This window comes from Acidithiobacillus sp. YTS05 (assembly GCF_024396695.1).
Classification (GTDB): Bacteria; Pseudomonadota; Gammaproteobacteria; order Acidithiobacillales; family Acidithiobacillaceae; genus Igneacidithiobacillus; species Igneacidithiobacillus copahuensis.
Window position 1 is genome coordinate 2,231,912 of the sequence record NZ_CP094359.1, and the last position, 16,488, is coordinate 2,248,399.

15 protein-coding genes and 1 tRNA gene are annotated in these 16,488 nt (G+C 58.3%); 11 read left to right on the forward strand and 5 right to left on the reverse strand.

The annotated features are described in order from the left end of the window. The first annotated feature begins 6 nt into the window (after positions 1 to 6). The 8 genes from MQE22_RS10975 (at position 7) to MQE22_RS11010 (ending at position 8,888) form a co-directional block, all read left to right on the forward strand. On the forward strand, positions 7 to 1,125 hold the full coding sequence (locus MQE22_RS10975) for a ribonucleotide-diphosphate reductase subunit beta (protein WP_215871639.1): 1,119 nt from the start codon (positions 7 to 9) through the stop codon (positions 1,123 to 1,125). A 71-nt stretch (positions 1,126 to 1,196) separates the two neighbouring features. Then, positions 1,197 to 1,272 (forward strand) — tRNA-His (locus tag MQE22_RS10980). 94 nt (positions 1,273 to 1,366) lie between these two features. Next, positions 1,367 to 2,650 (forward strand): homoserine O-succinyltransferase MetX, encoded by a 1,284-nt coding sequence (gene metX / locus MQE22_RS10985; RefSeq protein ID WP_215871640.1) that lies wholly within the window; start codon positions 1,367 to 1,369, stop codon positions 2,648 to 2,650. Beyond that, positions 2,647 to 3,255 (forward strand): methionine biosynthesis protein MetW, encoded by a 609-nt coding sequence (gene metW / locus MQE22_RS10990; protein WP_215871641.1) that lies wholly within the window; start codon positions 2,647 to 2,649, stop codon positions 3,253 to 3,255. The genes metX and metW overlap by 4 nt, the downstream gene beginning before the upstream one ends. A 22-nt stretch (positions 3,256 to 3,277) precedes the next feature. Beyond that, positions 3,278 to 3,934, forward strand: coding sequence for a glutathione S-transferase family protein (locus MQE22_RS10995; RefSeq protein ID WP_215871642.1), 657 nt, complete (start codon positions 3,278 to 3,280; stop codon positions 3,932 to 3,934). A gap of 11 nt (positions 3,935 to 3,945) precedes the next feature. Further along, positions 3,946 to 4,725 (forward strand): bifunctional demethylmenaquinone methyltransferase/2-methoxy-6-polyprenyl-1,4-benzoquinol methylase UbiE, encoded by a 780-nt coding sequence (ubiE, locus tag MQE22_RS11000; protein WP_215871643.1) that lies wholly within the window; start codon positions 3,946 to 3,948, stop codon positions 4,723 to 4,725. Between the two features lie 103 nt (positions 4,726 to 4,828). Next, the gene (gene metE / locus MQE22_RS11005) at positions 4,829 to 7,177 is read left to right on the forward strand and encodes a 5-methyltetrahydropteroyltriglutamate--homocysteine S-methyltransferase (RefSeq protein ID WP_215871644.1); all 2,349 of its coding nucleotides are present in this window, start codon (positions 4,829 to 4,831) and stop codon (positions 7,175 to 7,177) included. Between the two features lie 118 nt (positions 7,178 to 7,295). Next, positions 7,296 to 8,888 carry a SulP family inorganic anion transporter gene (locus MQE22_RS11010; protein ID WP_215871645.1) on the forward strand — a complete coding sequence of 531 codons (1,593 nt, stop codon included), beginning with the start codon at positions 7,296 to 7,298 and terminating at the stop codon, positions 8,886 to 8,888. A gap of 1 nt (position 8,889) precedes the next feature. On the opposite strand, the gene MQE22_RS11015 is transcribed toward MQE22_RS11010, so the two are convergent. From MQE22_RS11015 to MQE22_RS11025, 3 genes are read right to left on the reverse strand one after another with little or no spacing between them, the layout of a single operon-like run. Further along, positions 8,890 to 9,804, reverse strand: coding sequence for a type IV pilus assembly protein FimV (locus MQE22_RS11015; RefSeq protein ID WP_215871646.1), 915 nt, complete (start codon positions 9,802 to 9,804; stop codon positions 8,890 to 8,892). 57 nt (positions 9,805 to 9,861) lie between these two features. Continuing rightward, complete coding sequence (locus MQE22_RS11020) at positions 9,862 to 10,476, reverse strand: GTP-binding protein (RefSeq protein ID WP_226827777.1); 615 nt, start codon at positions 10,474 to 10,476, stop codon at positions 9,862 to 9,864. A 13-nt stretch (positions 10,477 to 10,489) separates the two neighbouring features. Further along, positions 10,490 to 10,882, reverse strand: coding sequence for a DUF3568 domain-containing protein (locus tag MQE22_RS11025; RefSeq protein WP_255789737.1), 393 nt, complete (start codon positions 10,880 to 10,882; stop codon positions 10,490 to 10,492). Between the two features lie 135 nt (positions 10,883 to 11,017). On the opposite strand from MQE22_RS11025, the gene MQE22_RS11030 reads away from it, so the two are divergent. The 3 genes from MQE22_RS11030 to MQE22_RS11040 all read left to right on the forward strand — a co-directional run bounded on the left by MQE22_RS11030 (position 11,018) and on the right by MQE22_RS11040 (position 13,116). After that, positions 11,018 to 11,398, forward strand: a complete 381-nt coding sequence (locus MQE22_RS11030; RefSeq protein ID WP_215871648.1) for a glycine zipper domain-containing protein — start codon at positions 11,018 to 11,020, stop codon at positions 11,396 to 11,398. Between the two features lie 14 nt (positions 11,399 to 11,412). Next, positions 11,413 to 11,934, forward strand: coding sequence for a hypothetical protein (locus MQE22_RS11035; RefSeq protein ID WP_215871649.1), 522 nt, complete (start codon positions 11,413 to 11,415; stop codon positions 11,932 to 11,934). 150 nt (positions 11,935 to 12,084) lie between these two features. After that, on the forward strand, positions 12,085 to 13,116 hold the full coding sequence (locus MQE22_RS11040) for a septal ring lytic transglycosylase RlpA family protein (protein WP_215871650.1): 1,032 nt from the start codon (positions 12,085 to 12,087) through the stop codon (positions 13,114 to 13,116). On the opposite strand, the gene kch is transcribed toward MQE22_RS11040, so the two are convergent. Both kch and mrdA read right to left on the reverse strand, forming a co-directional pair. Then, entirely contained in the window at positions 13,117 to 14,355 is a 1,239-nt protein-coding gene (gene kch, locus MQE22_RS11045) for a voltage-gated potassium channel protein (protein WP_226827780.1), read from the reverse strand. It abuts the gene before it with no gap. Between the two features lie 211 nt (positions 14,356 to 14,566). Continuing rightward, positions 14,567 to 16,483 (reverse strand): penicillin-binding protein 2, encoded by a 1,917-nt coding sequence (mrdA, locus tag MQE22_RS11050; RefSeq protein ID WP_255789738.1) that lies wholly within the window; start codon positions 16,481 to 16,483, stop codon positions 14,567 to 14,569. Positions 16,484 to 16,488: the final 5 nt, after the last annotated feature.

Here is a 16,488-nt window from a genome sequence, read left to right on the forward strand (position 1 = left end):
AGACCGATGCTAGATTTTGCAGAAGAACAACCGCAGTCCATCACCCTGCCTGCTTACCACGAACAAGGTCAGGCCGGCGCCGATATTGGCATCCAGGCCAGCAGCTTTGCCCGTGTGCGCGCCGAAGACAAACGCATCATCAATGGCAAGGCCGATGTCAACCAATTGGTACCCTTCAAGTACCAGTGGGCCTGGGACAAGTATCTCGCGGCCTGCGCCAATCACTGGATGCCGCAAGAGGTCCAGATGGCCCGCGACATCGCCCTCTGGAAGGATCCCAAGGGCTTGACGGAGGACGAGCGCCGCATCGTCAAACGGAATCTCGGCTTTTTTGTGACCGCCGACAGTCTGGCAGCCAATAACATTGTGCTCGGTACCTACCGTCACATCACCGCGCCCGAGTGCCGCCAGTATCTGCTGCGCCAGGGCTTTGAAGAGGCCATTCATACCCACGCCTACCAGTACATCGTCGAATCCCTGGGGCTCGACGAAGGGGAGATCTTCAATATGTATCATGAAGTCCCCTCGGTACGCGCCAAGGATGATTTTCTCATCCCCTTCATCGAAGTCCTGGCGGACCCCAATTTCAAGACCGGTACGCCAGAAAATGACCAGCTGTTGCTGCGCTCCCTGATCGTTTTCGCCACTATCATGGAAGGCATGTTCTTCTATGTGGGGTTCAGTCAGATCCTGGCCATGGGGCGGCAGAACAAGATGGTCGGTGCCGCCGAACAGTACCAGTACATCCTGCGCGACGAATCGATGCACTGCAATTTCGGCATCGACATGATCAACCAGATCAAGATCGAAAATCCGCACCTGTGGACCGAGGAATTCCAGGAAGAGATCATCGCCCTGATTCATCAGGGTGTGGAACTCGAATGCGCCTACGCCGACGACACCATGCCGCGTGGCGTGCTCGGGCTGAATGCGCCAATGTTCAAGGACTATGTGCATTTCATTGGTAATCGCCGGCTCAGCCAGATCGGTCTCAAGCCGCAGTGGGAGGGGGTCAAAAACCCTTTCCCGTGGATGAGCGAGATGATGGATCTGAAGAAGGAAAAGAACTTCTTCGAGACCCGAGTCACCGAATATCAAACCGGTGGCGCCCTGAGCTGGGACTGATCTCTCGCCCGGAGGCCCCGCCGAAGATCTTGCAGAGGAGGGCCTGCGGGCGTTATCATTCTTATTCTTCGGTGACTGTAGCTCAGCAGGTAGAGCCCCGGATTGTGATTCCGGTTGTCGTGGGTTCGAGCCCCATCAGTCACCCCATACAAAGCAAGGGTCTGAACATAGGTTCAGGCCCTTTTCTTTGCTGAAGGAAGTCCCGATCCTCTGGTGCGATGCTGCTTCCAAAGAGTGGGCCGTGGAAGAACTCGCCATGCAGAGGCGGATCCTGTGGCTCGCGGAGTTTTTCCTTCGGACGCCTATCGAGTCCTTGTCCGCCGTGCGCCCCCTGAGTAGACTCAGCCTTTCTTACAAGCCAGGCGGGACGTTGATGCCGGAGCGCATACCCGATGATTGCGTGGGACTGGTAGAGTACCAGGACCTTCACATCACAGAAGATCTACTCTTGGAATGTGGCCGCAGTCTGCCCGGCTACACTCTGCGCTACGAGTGCTATGGTACGTTGAACAGCGCTCGCAGCAACGCCATTTTGATCTGTCACGCATTGTCTGGCGACCATCATGCTGCCGGTTACCATTCCCCAACAGACAAAAAACCAGGCTGGTGGGACAGCATGATCGGGCCCGGCAAACCTATCGACACGCGACATTTTTTTGTGGTGTGCAGTAATTTCATTGGCTCCTGCAAGGGCTCCACCGGACCGGCGAGCATCAATCCGGCAAGCAACGAGCCTTGGGGGATGGACTTTCCCATGGTTACCGTGTCGGACTGGGTTCGTACCCAGGTCACCCTCAGCGATCATCTCGGCATCGATTGCTGGGCGGCAATCGTTGGCGGAAGTCTGGGTGGCATGCAGGTCCTGCAGTGGGCCATCGATTACCCGGAGCGCTTGCGACATGCCCTGGTCATTGCTGCAGCGCCCAATCTGAGTGCGCAGAACATCGGTTTCAACGAGGTCTGTCGTCAGGCGATCATGACCGATCCCGATTTTCACGGCGGGCACTATTACCGCTACGAAAGCAAGCCACGCCACGGCCTTGCCCTGGCGCGGATGATCGGCCACATCACCTATCTCTCCGACGATGCCATGGGGCAGAAATTCGGTCGGGAAACACGGCTAGGCAAGACTCTTTCCTATGGCTTTGACATTGATTTCGAGGTCGAAAGCTACCTGCGCTATCAGGGATCCCGCTTCGTCGAGCACTTCGATGCCAACAGCTACCTCTACATCACCAAGGCACTCGACTACTTTGATCCCGCTGCCGCTTACGGAGGCAATCTCGCGGCAGCCCTCGCCAAGGTCCAAGCAAAATTTTTTGTCGCCAGCTTCAGCAGCGATTGGCGCTTTTCGCCCGAGCGATCGCGCGAGATCGTGCAGGCCCTATATACCGCCGGCGCGCATGTGAGCTATGCCGAAATTGAATCCCATCATGGGCATGACTCGTTTCTGCTACCGATTCCCCAGTACTTACGGGTCATGCGCTCTTATCTGGAGCGTATGGCAGAGGAGCTCGGCGTATGAGCCAGACATTGCGACACGACCTGCGGATCATTGCCGACTGGATTCGTCCCGGGAGTCGCGTGCTCGACCTGGGTTGCGGCGAAGGGGAATTGCTCTCTCATCTGCAGCAGCAAAAACAGGTCAAGGGTTACGGTATCGAACTGGACGATGAGCGGGTGGCGGCGGCCTTGCGGCGGGGCGTGCCGGTCCTGCAACAAGACCTGGATAGTGGCCTGCGGCAATTTGCTAGCGGTAGCGTGGATACGGTGGTTTTGTCGTTGACCCTGCAGGCGGTGCATTACCCACTCGATCTTCTGTTGGAAATGTTGCGGGTGGGCCGCGAGGGAATCGTTACCTTTCCCAACATGGGCCATTGGCGCGCGCGCTGGCAACTCGGGGTCGGCGGGCACATGCCCATGACCGACGTTTTGCCACATACGTGGTACGATACCCCTAACATCCACCTTTGTACCCTTCGCGACTTTGACGCCCTGTGCCACAAAAATCGCATCGAGGTGCGCGAGCGCGTAGTGTTGGACGATCGCCGTCGCAACACCGCGAGTAACCGCATTCTGCCCAATCTTCTCGGAGAAGTGGCACTCTATCGATGCGCCAAGGCGGACTGAGCGCACGCCGCTGGAGCCAGCCATGACCCTGGAATTGATCAGCTTTCCTCTATGCCCCTATGTGCAGCGCTCGGTCATCACCCTGCTGCATAAAGAGGTTCTCTTCACCCTGACCCATATCGACCTAGCCCACAAACCTGAGTGGTTTCTGGCCATCTCGCCTCTGGGTAAGGTTCCCTGCCTGCGTATCGATAACGATACCGTGCTCTTTGAATCACAGGTCATCAACGAGTATCTCGACGAGACTCTGCCGCCGCCATTGCATCCTGCGGACCCCCTGGAAAGGGCCCGGCACCGGGCGTGGATCGCCCTGGGGGGCGAGGCGCTGGGAGATCAGTTTCAGATGATGGTGGCGCAGGGAGAGGAACGCTTTACTGCGGCGCACCGGCAGCTCTTCGACAAACTGCAGCGACTGGAAACGGCAATGGGCGACGGACCTTTTTTCGCAGGAGAGCGCTTCAGCCTAGTCGACGCCGCCATCGCCCCGCTCTTCATGCGCATGGAAATCCTCCATGCCCTGCGACCATTGCCGAGCTGGGAAAGTCTCGGCAAACTACGGCGGTGGACCGCGCAACTCATGGAGTTGCCGGAAGTCGCCAGCTCGGTGCGGGCGGATTTTGCCAGCCTGCTGCGTAACTATTTGAGCGAGAAAGGCAGTTTACTGCTGCGTTCAATCTAATGGAGAGAGGGATGACCGATCACGACCTGCCGGAAAACGAGCAAGAGTCTACCACCACCCATTTTGGCTATCAGGAAGTTCCGGAGGCGGAAAAGGAAAAGCTGGTGCGCGGGGTGTTCAGCAGCGTTGCGAGCAGCTACGACCTGATGAACGATTTGATGTCGCTGGGGGTGCATCGGCTGTGGAAGCGCTACACGGTAGACCTGGCTCGGCCCCGCCCAGGGCAGCAGGTGCTGGATCTGGCCGGCGGCACCGGAGACCTGGCGGCGCTTCTCTATAAACGTCTACAGCCAAATGGTCGCATTGTCGTCTCCGACATCAACCCGGAGATGCTGGCGGTCGGCGAAAAGCGCCTCGCCGACAAAGGCATGCTCGCCGGCGTCGAATTCGTTGAGGCCAATGCCGAAGAGCTGCCCTTCCCCGACCAACAATTCGATCTCGTTACCCTGGCTTTCGGCATCCGCAATATGACCCATCCCGAACGCGCCCTGGCGGAGATCTACCGGGTACTCAAGGTTGGCGGCCGCGCCTTGATCCTCGAGTTTTCGCATCCGCGTTGGCCGGGCCTGCAGCAGATCTACGATCTTTACTCGTTCAATATCCTGCCAAAGATTGGCGAAATCGTCGCCAAGGACCGCGACAGTTATCAGTATCTGGTGGAATCCATACGCCGCTTTCCCGATCAGGACACCTTCCGCATGATGATGGAGGATGCCGGTTTTGCGCGGGTCGACGTGCATAATCTGTCCGGTGGCATCGTCGCCATCCACCGCGGTTTTCGTCTCGACTGATCCGGCCAGTGAAGGGGATTCATCCCCGGGCGTAAAATTTCCCACTTGAGCCGCACCCACCAGCGGGGCATGATGGCTGCAATTTTGGCAGAGGAGTGATGACATGACCCGGGTGCACAATCTTGGTTTTCCCCGCATCGGCCACAAGCGTGAGCTGAAGAAGGCCACCGAGGCCTATTGGTCTGGCGAAATCGACGGCGCCGAGCTGGAGGCACGAGGTGCGCAGCTGCGGGAGCGTCACTGGCGTATCCAGCAGACCTGCGGCGTCGATCTCGTCCCTGTGGGCGATTTCACTTTTTACGATCAAATGCTCGATATGAGCTGCACCCTGGGCGCCATCCCGCCGCGCTACGATTTTGCAGGTGGCGAAGTCGATCGTGACACCTTCTTTGCCATGGCGCGTGGGTCCAAGACGCAGCCGGCCATGGAAATGACCAAATGGTTTGATACCAATTACCATTACATCGTCCCCGAATTCCATGAGGATATGGAGTTCCGGCTGAGCAGCGAGCGGATTTTTGCCCAGGTGAAAGAGGCCCAGGCCTTGGGCGTGAAGGCCAAGCCGGTGCTGGTGGGTCCGCTGACCTACCTGTGGCTCGGGAAGGAAAAAGACTTGGACATCGCCCATGGCGAGGCTGGTCATCGCCACGATGAGGGCTGCGCTGGTCACGGCGAGGCGCCCCGCCACAGCGGCTTCGATCGCCTGAGTCTGTTGCCCAAAGTCCTGCCCGTATACGCCGAAATCCTTGCCAAGCTGGCCGCGGCTGGCGTCGAATGGGTGCAGATGGACGAGCCGGCACTGGTCCTTGATCTGCCGCAGGAGTGGCTGGACGCGCTGGACACGGCCTATGCACAGCTGACTCAGGGGAAGACACCCAAGATCCTGCTTGCCACCTACTTTGAGTCCGTCGCCGATCATGCCGCACGGCTCAAGGCCCTGCCCGTGGCGGGACTGCATCTGGATCTGCGGCGGACGCCAGCGCAACGCGACGTTTTCTTGCAGAACTACCCAGCCGACAAGATCCTCTCTCTGGGCGTTGTGGATGGACGGAACGTATGGCGAACCGATCTCGACGCCGCTCTGGAATTGTTGGCGCCAGCGCACAAAGCCCTTGGTGATCGTCTGTGGATCGCGCCTTCCTGCAGCCTGATGCACAGTCCGGTAGATCTGGCCCAGGAAACAGAACTGGATGACGAACTCAAATCCTGGCTGGCCTTCTCCGTGCAGAAGCTGGACGAGCTTTCGGTGCTCGCCCGCGCAATCGACAAGGGCGAGTCGGCGGTTGCCCAGGAACTGGAAGCGGCGCGCAAGGCCGTCGCCTCGCGCAAGAGTTCGCCACGCATCCACAACGCCGCCGTCAACGCCCGCCTGCAGGAGCTGGGCAACGATGATGGCCAACGCCACAGTCCCTTCCCGGCCCGTGCCCAGGCCCAGGCCGCGCGTTTCAAACTGCCTCCCTTCCCTACCACCACCATCGGCAGCTTTCCGCAGACACCGGAAATTCGTAAGGCACGACTGCAGAACCGCAAGGGTGAGCTGTCTGACGCCAAATACCACAAGATGATGGAGGCGGAGGTCGCCCTGGTCGTCAAGGAACAGGAGCGTCTAGGCCTGGACGTGCCGGTGCATGGTGAGCCCGAGCGCAACGACATGGTCGAATACTTTGGTGAGCAGCTCGCCGGCTTCGCCTTTACCCGTCACGGCTGGGTGCAGAGTTACGGCTCCCGCTATGTGAAGCCGCCACTCATCTTCGGGGATGTCTCGCGTCCGCACCCAATGACGGTGGAATGGGCCAAATACGCCCAGTCCCTCACCAGCAAGCCGATGAAAGGCATGCTCACCGGTCCGGTCACCATCCTGCAATGGTCCTTTGTGCGTGACGATCAACCGCGCGAGCGCACCGCGCTGCAGATCGCCCTGGCCATCCGTGATGAGGTCAAGGATCTGATCGATGCCGGTATCGGCATCATTCAGATCGACGAACCGGCCTACCGCGAAGGTCTGCCCCTCAAGCGCAAGGATTGGGACAAGTATCTGGGCTGGGCCTCGCGTGCCTTCCGCATCTCGGCGCAGATCGCCCCCGATGACGTGCAGATCCATACCCATATGTGCTACTCGGAGTTCAACGACATCCTGCCGGCCATCGCGGCGATGGACGCGGATGTGATCACCATCGAGACCTCCCGCTCACAGATGGAGCTGCTCGATGCCTTTGCCACCTTCAACTACCCCAACGAGATCGGGCCGGGCGTCTATGACATCCACTCTCCGCGGGTACCCAGTGTGGAAGAGATGGTGCAGCTCATGGAAAAGGCCGCCAAGGTGGTCCCTGCCGAGCGTCTTTGGGTCAACCCCGACTGCGGCCTGAAAACCCGCAAGTGGGCCGAGGTGACCCCAGCCCTGGAGAACATGGTCAAGGCCACCCAGGAAATTCGCCAGCGCCTGGCCTGAGCACAGAGGTTTTCCAAACCCAACAACCCCCGCCCTGCGGGGGTTTTTTATGGCTAGGGAACTAGCTTGCCCGCTGTTACTCTAATGACTCGCCATATCTGATAAAGGGAGCCAATGGATGAGTCTGCCACAGACCTCCTCCGCCGGGCAGCAGCCTGCTGTCCAGAAACTCAATCTTTCACCCCTTGCCAATTTGCGTTTCGACGTTCCTGCTGCCCTGGTCGTCGCCCTAGTGGCCATCCCCCTCTGTCTGGGCGTGGCCTTAGCATCGGGGGCGCCGCTGATGGCGGGTATTCTGGCGGGCATCGTCGGCGGCTTGATCGTACCGCTGTTCAGCAAATCGCCCCTCTCGGTCAGCGGGCCCGCTGCCGGACTCACGGCCATCATTGTTGTTGCCATCGAAGACCTGCACAGCTTTCCCATTTTCCTGCTGGCGGTCATCATCGCCGGTGGTCTGCAGATCCTGATGGGCGTTCTGCGCGCCGGTGGCATTGCCTATTTTTTCCCTTCTGCAGTCATCGAAGGCATGCTTGCAGCCATCGGCATCATTTTGATCATGAAGCAGTTTCCCTATGCAGTGGGCTTCGATCTCGGACAATTTGGCAGCCAGGAATTCAGTAGCGGTGGAACGGAAAACACTTTCTCCGGCATTTTCAGCGCGCTGGGGCACCTGCAGTGGGGTGCAGTATTGATCAGCGTGGTCTGCCTGACCATTCTTCTGCTCTGGGACTTGGTTCCGGTCCTGAAAAGACAAACCTGGTTTTCTGGCCCCCTCATGGCCGTACTTGCCGGTACACTACTCAACCTGCTTTTTGGTGCTGTACTCCCATGGCTGCAACTTGACACCGACAAGCTGGTGCAACTGCCCGTCATCCACTCTACGGCAGAACTCGGCCAGCTCGTGCAGTTTCCCGATTGGTCGGCCCTGGGTAAGCAGCAGGTGTGGATCGTTGGCGTGACCATCGCCATCGTCGCGAGCCTGGAGAGCCTACTGTCCATCGAAGCCGCCGACAAACTCGATCCTTTCAAGCGGCGTACGCCTCTGGATGGCGAGCTCTACGGCCAGGGAGTGGCCAATATCATCAGTGGACTGATTGGCGGGCTACCCGTGACGTCGGTCATCGTGCGTTCCAGCGCCAACATCAGCGCCGGCGGCAGGACCAAGGCGGCGGCATTTCTGCACGGTGTCTTTCTGCTGCTTGCCGTGCTGCTGTTGGCGTCTTTCCTCAACCAGATCCCGCTCGCGGCCCTGGCTTCGGTGTTGATCATGGTCGGCTTCAAGCTCGCCCACCCCAAAGTCTTTCGCCACATGTATTCGCTGGGCAAGACACAGCTGCTCCCCTTTGTCATTACCATTGTTGCCATACTTTTTACCGATCTGTTGATCGGCGTCGCTGTCGGGCTGGTAGTAGGTCTATTTTTCGTATTGCGCGCCAACTATCGCAGTGCATTGGAGCTCTGTCAGGAAGATCCCAATCACTATCTGTTGCGCTTCAAACGCGAATTGACCTTTGTGAACAAGGCTCGTCTGGCACATCTGCTGGACTCTCTACCAAACGGCAGCGTACTCACCCTAGACGGTGCGCAAGTGGCATTCGTCGACCATGACGTGCTGGAGGTAATCCGCAACTTCGAGGAATCCGCCCCGTTGCGCCAGATTCAGGTCCACGAACAGCACTTCGACAACCCAGTCTTGCGTGCGCGGATCTAATTTATTCCGGTAGCTTCGGCGATAAACGGAGTGAGCGCTCTGCGGCGAGTTGCCGCAGGGCTGCCGGGTTTTTGCCATCTCTGGCCAGGCGCTCCCACAGTGGGTGAGGCCCTAGATTCATGCCGGCCCGCAACATCCGCTCGCGAATGCCGCCGCCACCACTAGCGAGCGCTAGATTCATCAGGATCAGGGCGTCGATATAGCCATCGATATCTCTTTGATTGTGAGTGATGCGCAGCAGTTCTGCATACAGCGGCAAACGCAGGGGTTCTTCCTGGATGGCGGCTTGCAATATGGCAATGCCATAGTGCGGATCGGTATTGCGTGACACCAAAGCTAGTGCCTTGGCCGCCGTCATTGGCTCCTGCAGTTGTGCCTCTGGCGAGGGAATGGGCATGCCCATCTTTTCCGCGAGGACGAGCAATTCCAGATTTCCCGGATCGCGTCGCAAGCCATCGCCCACCCGTTGCTTCCACCAAAGCTCGTCGCCGGGCACGGCACTCGATTCGCCAAGGCTCTCGAGCAACTGTGTATAGGCATTCATATCCTCGAGGGCGAGGTAAGCGTCGAGGAGTTGATTGATCGCTCGGCCATCGCCAGGCTGCAGATCCACATACCAACGCAAGACCGTCGCGGCCTGTGAATAATGGCCGTACTGCATATAGATGTCCGCTTCCCGCAGCAGATCCTCCCCGCTCAGGGCTTCTTCCTGCACGACCTGCTGCGGCGCAGGCGTCGCCGAGACGGAAGGAGACACCGCGACGACGGGCTTCTCTTCGGGCGCAGGCGGGGCTAAGGGAAATTCGGTGCTATGCGCCGGTTTCTTACCCTTACGTCGCCCCGTGAAGCGGATGTACACTTCAATAGCGACCAGCACCACCACAACGATTTCCAGGATCAACATCAAACCCTGCACGGATCACGCTCCTGACTTGCCACTCTGTGCGTAGGCACTTAGTCGAAAATGGAAAATTTACCGGGAAGGAGATTGTGGCACCCCGCGTTGGATGCCGCCCAAAGAAAATTCGTCGTGCATAGCGTTCCTCTGTCCAATCTCACCAACGAGGAGTCGCAGTAATGTCAGCACTTCTTCGCGATCACGGACGTCCGTGGTAGTGAGACGCAAGCGGAGGTCTCCGTGTCGCAGATAGGGCGGAAGACGCAGCTCTTCGCGTTCCGCTCCGGAAAGCTTGTTGAGCGCAACTACGCCGGAGGGCTGGTGCAGATAGGGCAAAATCCGATCCAAGTAGAGATGGATTGCCTGCAGCGGTTTGGGTATGCGTGCATCCATCAGCAGCAGTATCCCGCTGGCATTCCGGCTCAGAATTTCCCACATGAACTGGAAACGCTCCTGTCCCGGAATAGCATAGATGTGCAAACGGTCATTGCTCACCGGGCAATCGATCACCCCGTAATCCATAGCAACCGTGGTCGTGGTTTTACTATCCGAGACCGCCTCACTATGGAGCGCATCGGTAGTCAGGGCCTGATCGCCGAAGAGAGTCTGCAATACCGTGGTCTTGCCAGCCCCAACATGACCGGCAATCAGGATCTTCCTGACGGTTTGTGTCGGCCTGACGACGTCCAAGTCGTTGCACATTTTAATTGGCAGGAGCTGAGATCGCTTCTCCCACATATTTACCGACCCAATGCTCAATGTCCTGCACGTCGCGCAGGTGACCATACAGGCCAATCCGCGCATCAAATTTTGTGACCGACGCCCCAAGTCCATGCAAGGTGATCAGGATTGCGTCCCCTCCTGCAGTGTATCCGCGCAACTCCACCGTTTGCGCATTGACGGTCTTCGTCCCGGTAAAACGCATACCGGCGGCCGGTAGGGCGCGCTCCGTGGCACTCACGACTGTCGCAAGGGAGGCAGGATAGTAGGTGTAGTACGGCACCGGATTGATCTGCGGGGCAACAGTGGAACTACAGGCACTGAGAGAACCCGCCATTCCCAGCAACAGTGCCACCATTATCATGTTCTTCTTCACGGAAACATCCTCTCTGCAGGGGATCTGGATCACCTTGGGGAAGCTCCAAGGCACCTACTTGCGCATGTCACAAAATGCTACCATATTGACTGTGGGTAAAGCCAATTGTAACGGTATAGATAGAGGGAGTTATCAATGACGACAATACGTTGGATAGTCATCGCAATGGTTCCTGCCGTCCTGGCGGGCTGTGCCAATAATCCCTACGCCAGTAACGGGACCACGGCCAATGCCACCGGCGGGGCACTTCTGGGCTCCATTGCCGGCGCGGTCATTGGCAATCAGACCGGTTCACCATTGGCGGGCGCTGCCATCGGGGCAGGGCTCGGTGGCCTGGCCGGCTACGGCATTTCCCGGTCGCAGGAACAGCAGGCCCCCCAGCCAGCGCAGCCGAGTTATTACGCCCCGCCTGCCAACAATGTGCAGTGCCCGCCAGGATATACCTGTACACCGACCGCGCCACAGTATCAGACGCCACCCAGCTGTCCCCCTGGTTATAACTGCACCCCCAATTGAGAGCAGGCGACGCTTTGGCAAGGGACAACGCGCGGCCTGACCAACAAATATGGCAGCGAGCCGTCCTTACCTGGCAGAAAGCCGTTCCGTTCTGGCAACGACAGGGGATCGTCGTTGCCGGTTCTGGGCCGCTTCGCTGGGCGCGCCTTGAGCTCAATGGACGACAGATGGTCATGCAAATTCCCTCAGCGGGGCAGAAAACCGCGCAGGAGCATTGTGAAATTCTGCTGCACAGCAATGAAGTCGTTGCGCTGAAAAACACCGATGGTGAGGTGCACCCCCTGTGCCTCGATCGTTTTGGGGCAAGTATCGAATTACTGCGGCGCGAATGGATGCTGAGCCTGTTCCTCTTCGGACCGATATTGGGGGTTTTTCTGGTAAACCTCATCTTTGGTATGCCTACCTTTTTGTGGTGGACGGCGCTCGGCGTGCTCGGCTTTTCGCTGGCAATCATGGCCAGCCTGCTGCGGCGGGATCTGCAGAACATGCAAGGCTGGTTGCAGAGCCGACAAAAATATCTGACTGTCAGCGGGTAACCCGCTCGTATCCGTGCCGATACTTGCAAGCACCTTGGCAAGTCTATTTTTTTCTTCTATCTTTCATTTTACTAAGATCCATATCTCGCGTATTACCATAGGTATCGCGGCGCGCCAGTTCGCCATGAAAAAATGGAGGTGAAAAGAAGAATGCAGGAATGGGCACCCAACCGTCTGCTGCGCTGGTCTTGCGTTGCCGCCGGGCTCGCGACCCTGGCCGGCTGTGCCAGCGTCTCCACACCACCGCCATCATCTTCCATGGCGCGTAGTTCGAGTTCCGGAGTGGCCTATTCCACCGGCACCACCTGCTACGCACCTTCTCCCAATCTGCAGGCGGCCTACAATCAGCCTTACGAGATTAATGGGCAGTGGTACCACCCGCTGCAAATTGCCCAGGGGTATAACCAGACGGGCACCGCCTCGTGGTATGACATCGCTTCCTCCAGTCACGTCACGGCTATGGGCACCACCTTTCACGACAACCGCCTGACTGCTGCAAGCCGGGTGCTGCCCCTACCCTCCTGCGTACGCGTCACCAATCTGCAAAATGGTCGCAGCATTCTCGTTCTGGTCAATGATCGCGGCCCATTCGTTGCTGGGCGAATCATGGATTTATCGATTGGCAGTGCGCGTGCCTTGGGCATCGTCAACCAGGGAACGGCGCAAGTGAACATCCAGGCGGTGCAAAGTAGCGTTCCCGCACCAGCGCCCTATCGTCCGCAGGTAATGCAGCAACTGGTTCCGGTACAGAACATTCGAGCCGTCGTACCCAGTGTGCCCTCCACCCTGCAGTCGCCTGGTTCTGGCGTACAGCATTCCCAGGCCAAACTGCGCTCGGTAGTCGCCAGCGCTTTTGCCAGTCCCCAGCAACCGCTATCGGCTCCAGCAAAGCCAGTCGCAACGCCAGTCACGACGACTGTACGGCCGGTGCTTTCCGCCCCCCAACTGGAAGATGTCATTTACCTGATCAGTACCCAACCCATGGAATTGCAGCGCGCCCGTGCGGAACAGCAAAAATTGCAGGCTTTCGGAATTACGACGGCGCATCTGGTCCCCGCCGCCCAGGGCTATGTCGTTAAGATCGGTCCGCTGGCAAGCACCGACGACACTGCGGGCTACGTGCACAGCCTGCGCCGCCTGCAGTTGGGCGATTTTCAGCTCAGTCAGAAGGGAGTTGACTGATCAGACCTTGGCGCCAGTACTGAAAATGGTATCGAGTACCGCGTCGCCGTGAAACTCCTCTCCCATGAGGCTTTCTACGAGTAGCTGTCCACCCAGAACCTCCGGGGCAATGATCAGGTCTACGCCCGTCTGACGCAGACGTTGCAAGTGCCGCTGGTTTCCCACCAGAGCCACGGTTTTGCCGGGAACTGCCATCTCCTTGGCCGTGAGAATGATGAAGGCGTTTTCACTATCATCGTTGCGCAGCGCCAGGACTCCCAGGGCCCGCATCGCACCAGCGCGGCGAAGGATCTCGGGATCGGTAGGATCACCCACGAAAAGGTCTTCTTCTGGTAGCCACAGAGGTTCCGGTCGCGCCGGCGCTACTACCAACACGCGCAGGTGGCGGCGGCGCAGGGCCCGGTAGGTATTCTGCGCGAAAAGATTGTCACCGATGAGGACATAATGGTCGCTCCAGTCGGATTTTTTCTCGCCCAGCAGCAGGCGTTGCATTCGCCCATTGATCAGCGGCACGACTACGGCGGAGATCGAGGTGGCGAAAACGGTGATCCCGAGGATGATGATGGAGATGACAAAGTAGCGCGCTTCCGGACTTTTGGGCACGATGTCGCCGTAGCCGACGGTAGACATGGTCACCACAGCAAAATACAGAGCCGAGTCCAACGATTTGATTTGCGGACTGAAACCAGCTCCCAGGACATAGGAACCAAAGACGGCATAGCTCAGCAGTAAAACGATGGAGAGAAAGGCAAAAAGGGTACCTGCGGCGACACTCGACCGGGAAAAATGGCGCCGGAAGATCAGCAATCCGAGCAGAATCAGACCGTTGAATATCAGCATGGCGATACTGAGATGCTGGTACCGGTGCAGAAGGAGGGCCAGACTGATGGCCGAAATCATCAGCGTCAGAGCCCAGGACAGTCGGGAACGGAAGACCAGACCAAAGGCCATGATCAGGAGCACCGCACCCACGACCAGTGCTGGAACAGCGCCAAGCTCCGACATGATCGGCAGATCTGTGAGACTGCTGCTGGGAGTGATCACCGATAATTCCGGGATCAACGACTTCAAGGCAGGCAGGGCATGTAGCAAAGAAAGTGCGCCCAGCGCCGCCACCGCCAAAGCCAAAGGAATTTGGGGGAACCAGCGATCGAGACGCAAAACGGCACGCATGCGCGTACCCCAACGGCGCAAGCGCTGCCAGGGGGAAAAGTGAAACAGCTCAGTAGCGCGCATCATGAACCAGAATACCCACTACCCAATGTCCCTTTAGGAGCGCTCGCTACCATCATCACTGGTGAAGGTACTCTTCATCCCCATGACCATGGCGATGACCCAGAGCAGGCTAAGAACGATGAACAACGCATAAAACATGGCTACTCTCCTACATTCTTACTATTGACTAGAGGCTATATTAGAACACAAGCGTAGACTCAAGTTCCAATCGAGCTTAACCGAAGGCCTGGGCCGGATTGACGACGATATTGGTAAACGTATGCAATTTCAGCTTGGGACGCAAATAGGAGAGGATCGCGGCCTTCGCCAGTGGCAGGGCCTGCCACGCATTGCCGCCGCCATCCTCTACCACCGCCGCTACCGCAATTTTCGGGTGATGGTAAGGCGCCCAACCGATAAAGAGGGAATCATCGTTATAGATCGTGCGTCCGTCTCTGTAGCCCACCGGTACCTCGGCGGTGCCAGTCTTGCCCGCCACGCTCAGGCCCGGATAGGCGACGGTCTTGCAGGTGCCTGAGGTAACACAGGCGCGCATCCCCGCGCGCACGGCACGTAGGGCAAATCCGGGAAGGTGTAACTCGCGTGCCGCCGGAAAATCCGGCTTGATGATCTGATCCGTTTGCGGGTTTTTCACATCCCTCAGTACATGCAGATAGGGCAAACTACCCCCATTGGCAATGGCGGCGACCCCGCGCACCAACTGGGTCGGGGTGACCAACAGATACCCCTGACCAATCCCCAGAATCACCGTATCACCAGTATACCAAGGCGCATGGAGTTGGCGGACCTTCCAGGCGGGTGTAGGGACGAATCCTGCGGCACTGCCGACGAGGTCAATAGGTGCCGGTTTGCCAAAACCAAAGCGCCACAGGGTCTGGTCCTGCAGCTGAATCCCCATCTTCAGCGCTAATTTATAAAAGAAGACATCGACCGACCAGGCCAACGCCTTGCGCAGTCCGGTCTCGCCAAAACCCGAGCGATACCAGTCCCAAAAGACATGCCCTCCTACCTTGATGTAGCCCGGGCAGTAGGTATGGAAGTTGGGAGCAATCACACCGTTCTGTAGAGCTTCCAGGGAATAAAACGGCTTGATGGTGGAGCCTGGAGGGTACAATCCAGCAAGGGTTCGGTTGAGTAAGGGGTGATCGGGATCATGCAACAGCGCCTGCCAATGCTTGCTGCTGATGCCTCCGACAAACCAGTTGGGATTGAAACTGGGATTACTGACACTGGCGAGGATCGCACCGGTATCGGGGTTGATGGCGATGAGGGCACCCCGGTAGTGCTCCTTTTTCATGACGTGGGCAACGGCTTTTTGCACCCGCAGACGCAGGGTGGTGCGCAGAACGTCGCCCGGCTTGGGCGGCACCCGGCGCAGAGGCGCCACCGGGTCCCCCAAGGCATTCACGCTGCGGATGTCATAGCCAAAATGTCCGCGCAATTGCCGTTCCAGGGTGTACTCCAGGCCACTGACGCCAATGGTGTGCCGGTACAGATACTGCTGCGGATCAAACCCTTGTAAATCTCTCTGGGTGACTGGCCCAACATAACCAATGGTATTCGCAAAGAGGCTGCCATAAGGGTAGTAACGGTGCCAGCGCACAGCAAGACGAACTCCGGGATAGCTTTCCTCCCGTACGGCAAAACGCGCCAGCAGTTCCGGCGATAGTTTGGTCAGCAGGACGCGCGGCAAATAGGCCGGTTTGTCATCGATGGTATGCAAGAGATGCTGCACCGTCTTTTGCGAGATCGGGAAGTCCCGCTGCAGCCGGCGTAAGGTCGCATGCAGGTGATGGACTTCATCCGGAAACAGTTCGAGGACATAGCGCGCCCGATTGGCCGCCAAAACCTGCCCATGGTCCGCCAGAATCAGACCGCGCGGCGGTGCCAGCGGGACAATGGCCGTGTGATTGGCACGCGCCAGCTGGCGAAAGCGCCGATAGTGAAAGATCTGCAGGTCGATTACCCGTGCGGCAAGAAGCAACAGCAGCGCCAGCAACAGCAGCGCCGCCCACCCTAGGCGCCGGCGAAATTGGCGCGATTCGTCCCGATGCGTATCCATGTGCAAGGGATAGAGGATAGAAAGGGCAAAGAGTTCCCAGAGCCTACAGGGATATTCATCGATGTTCACAGGGT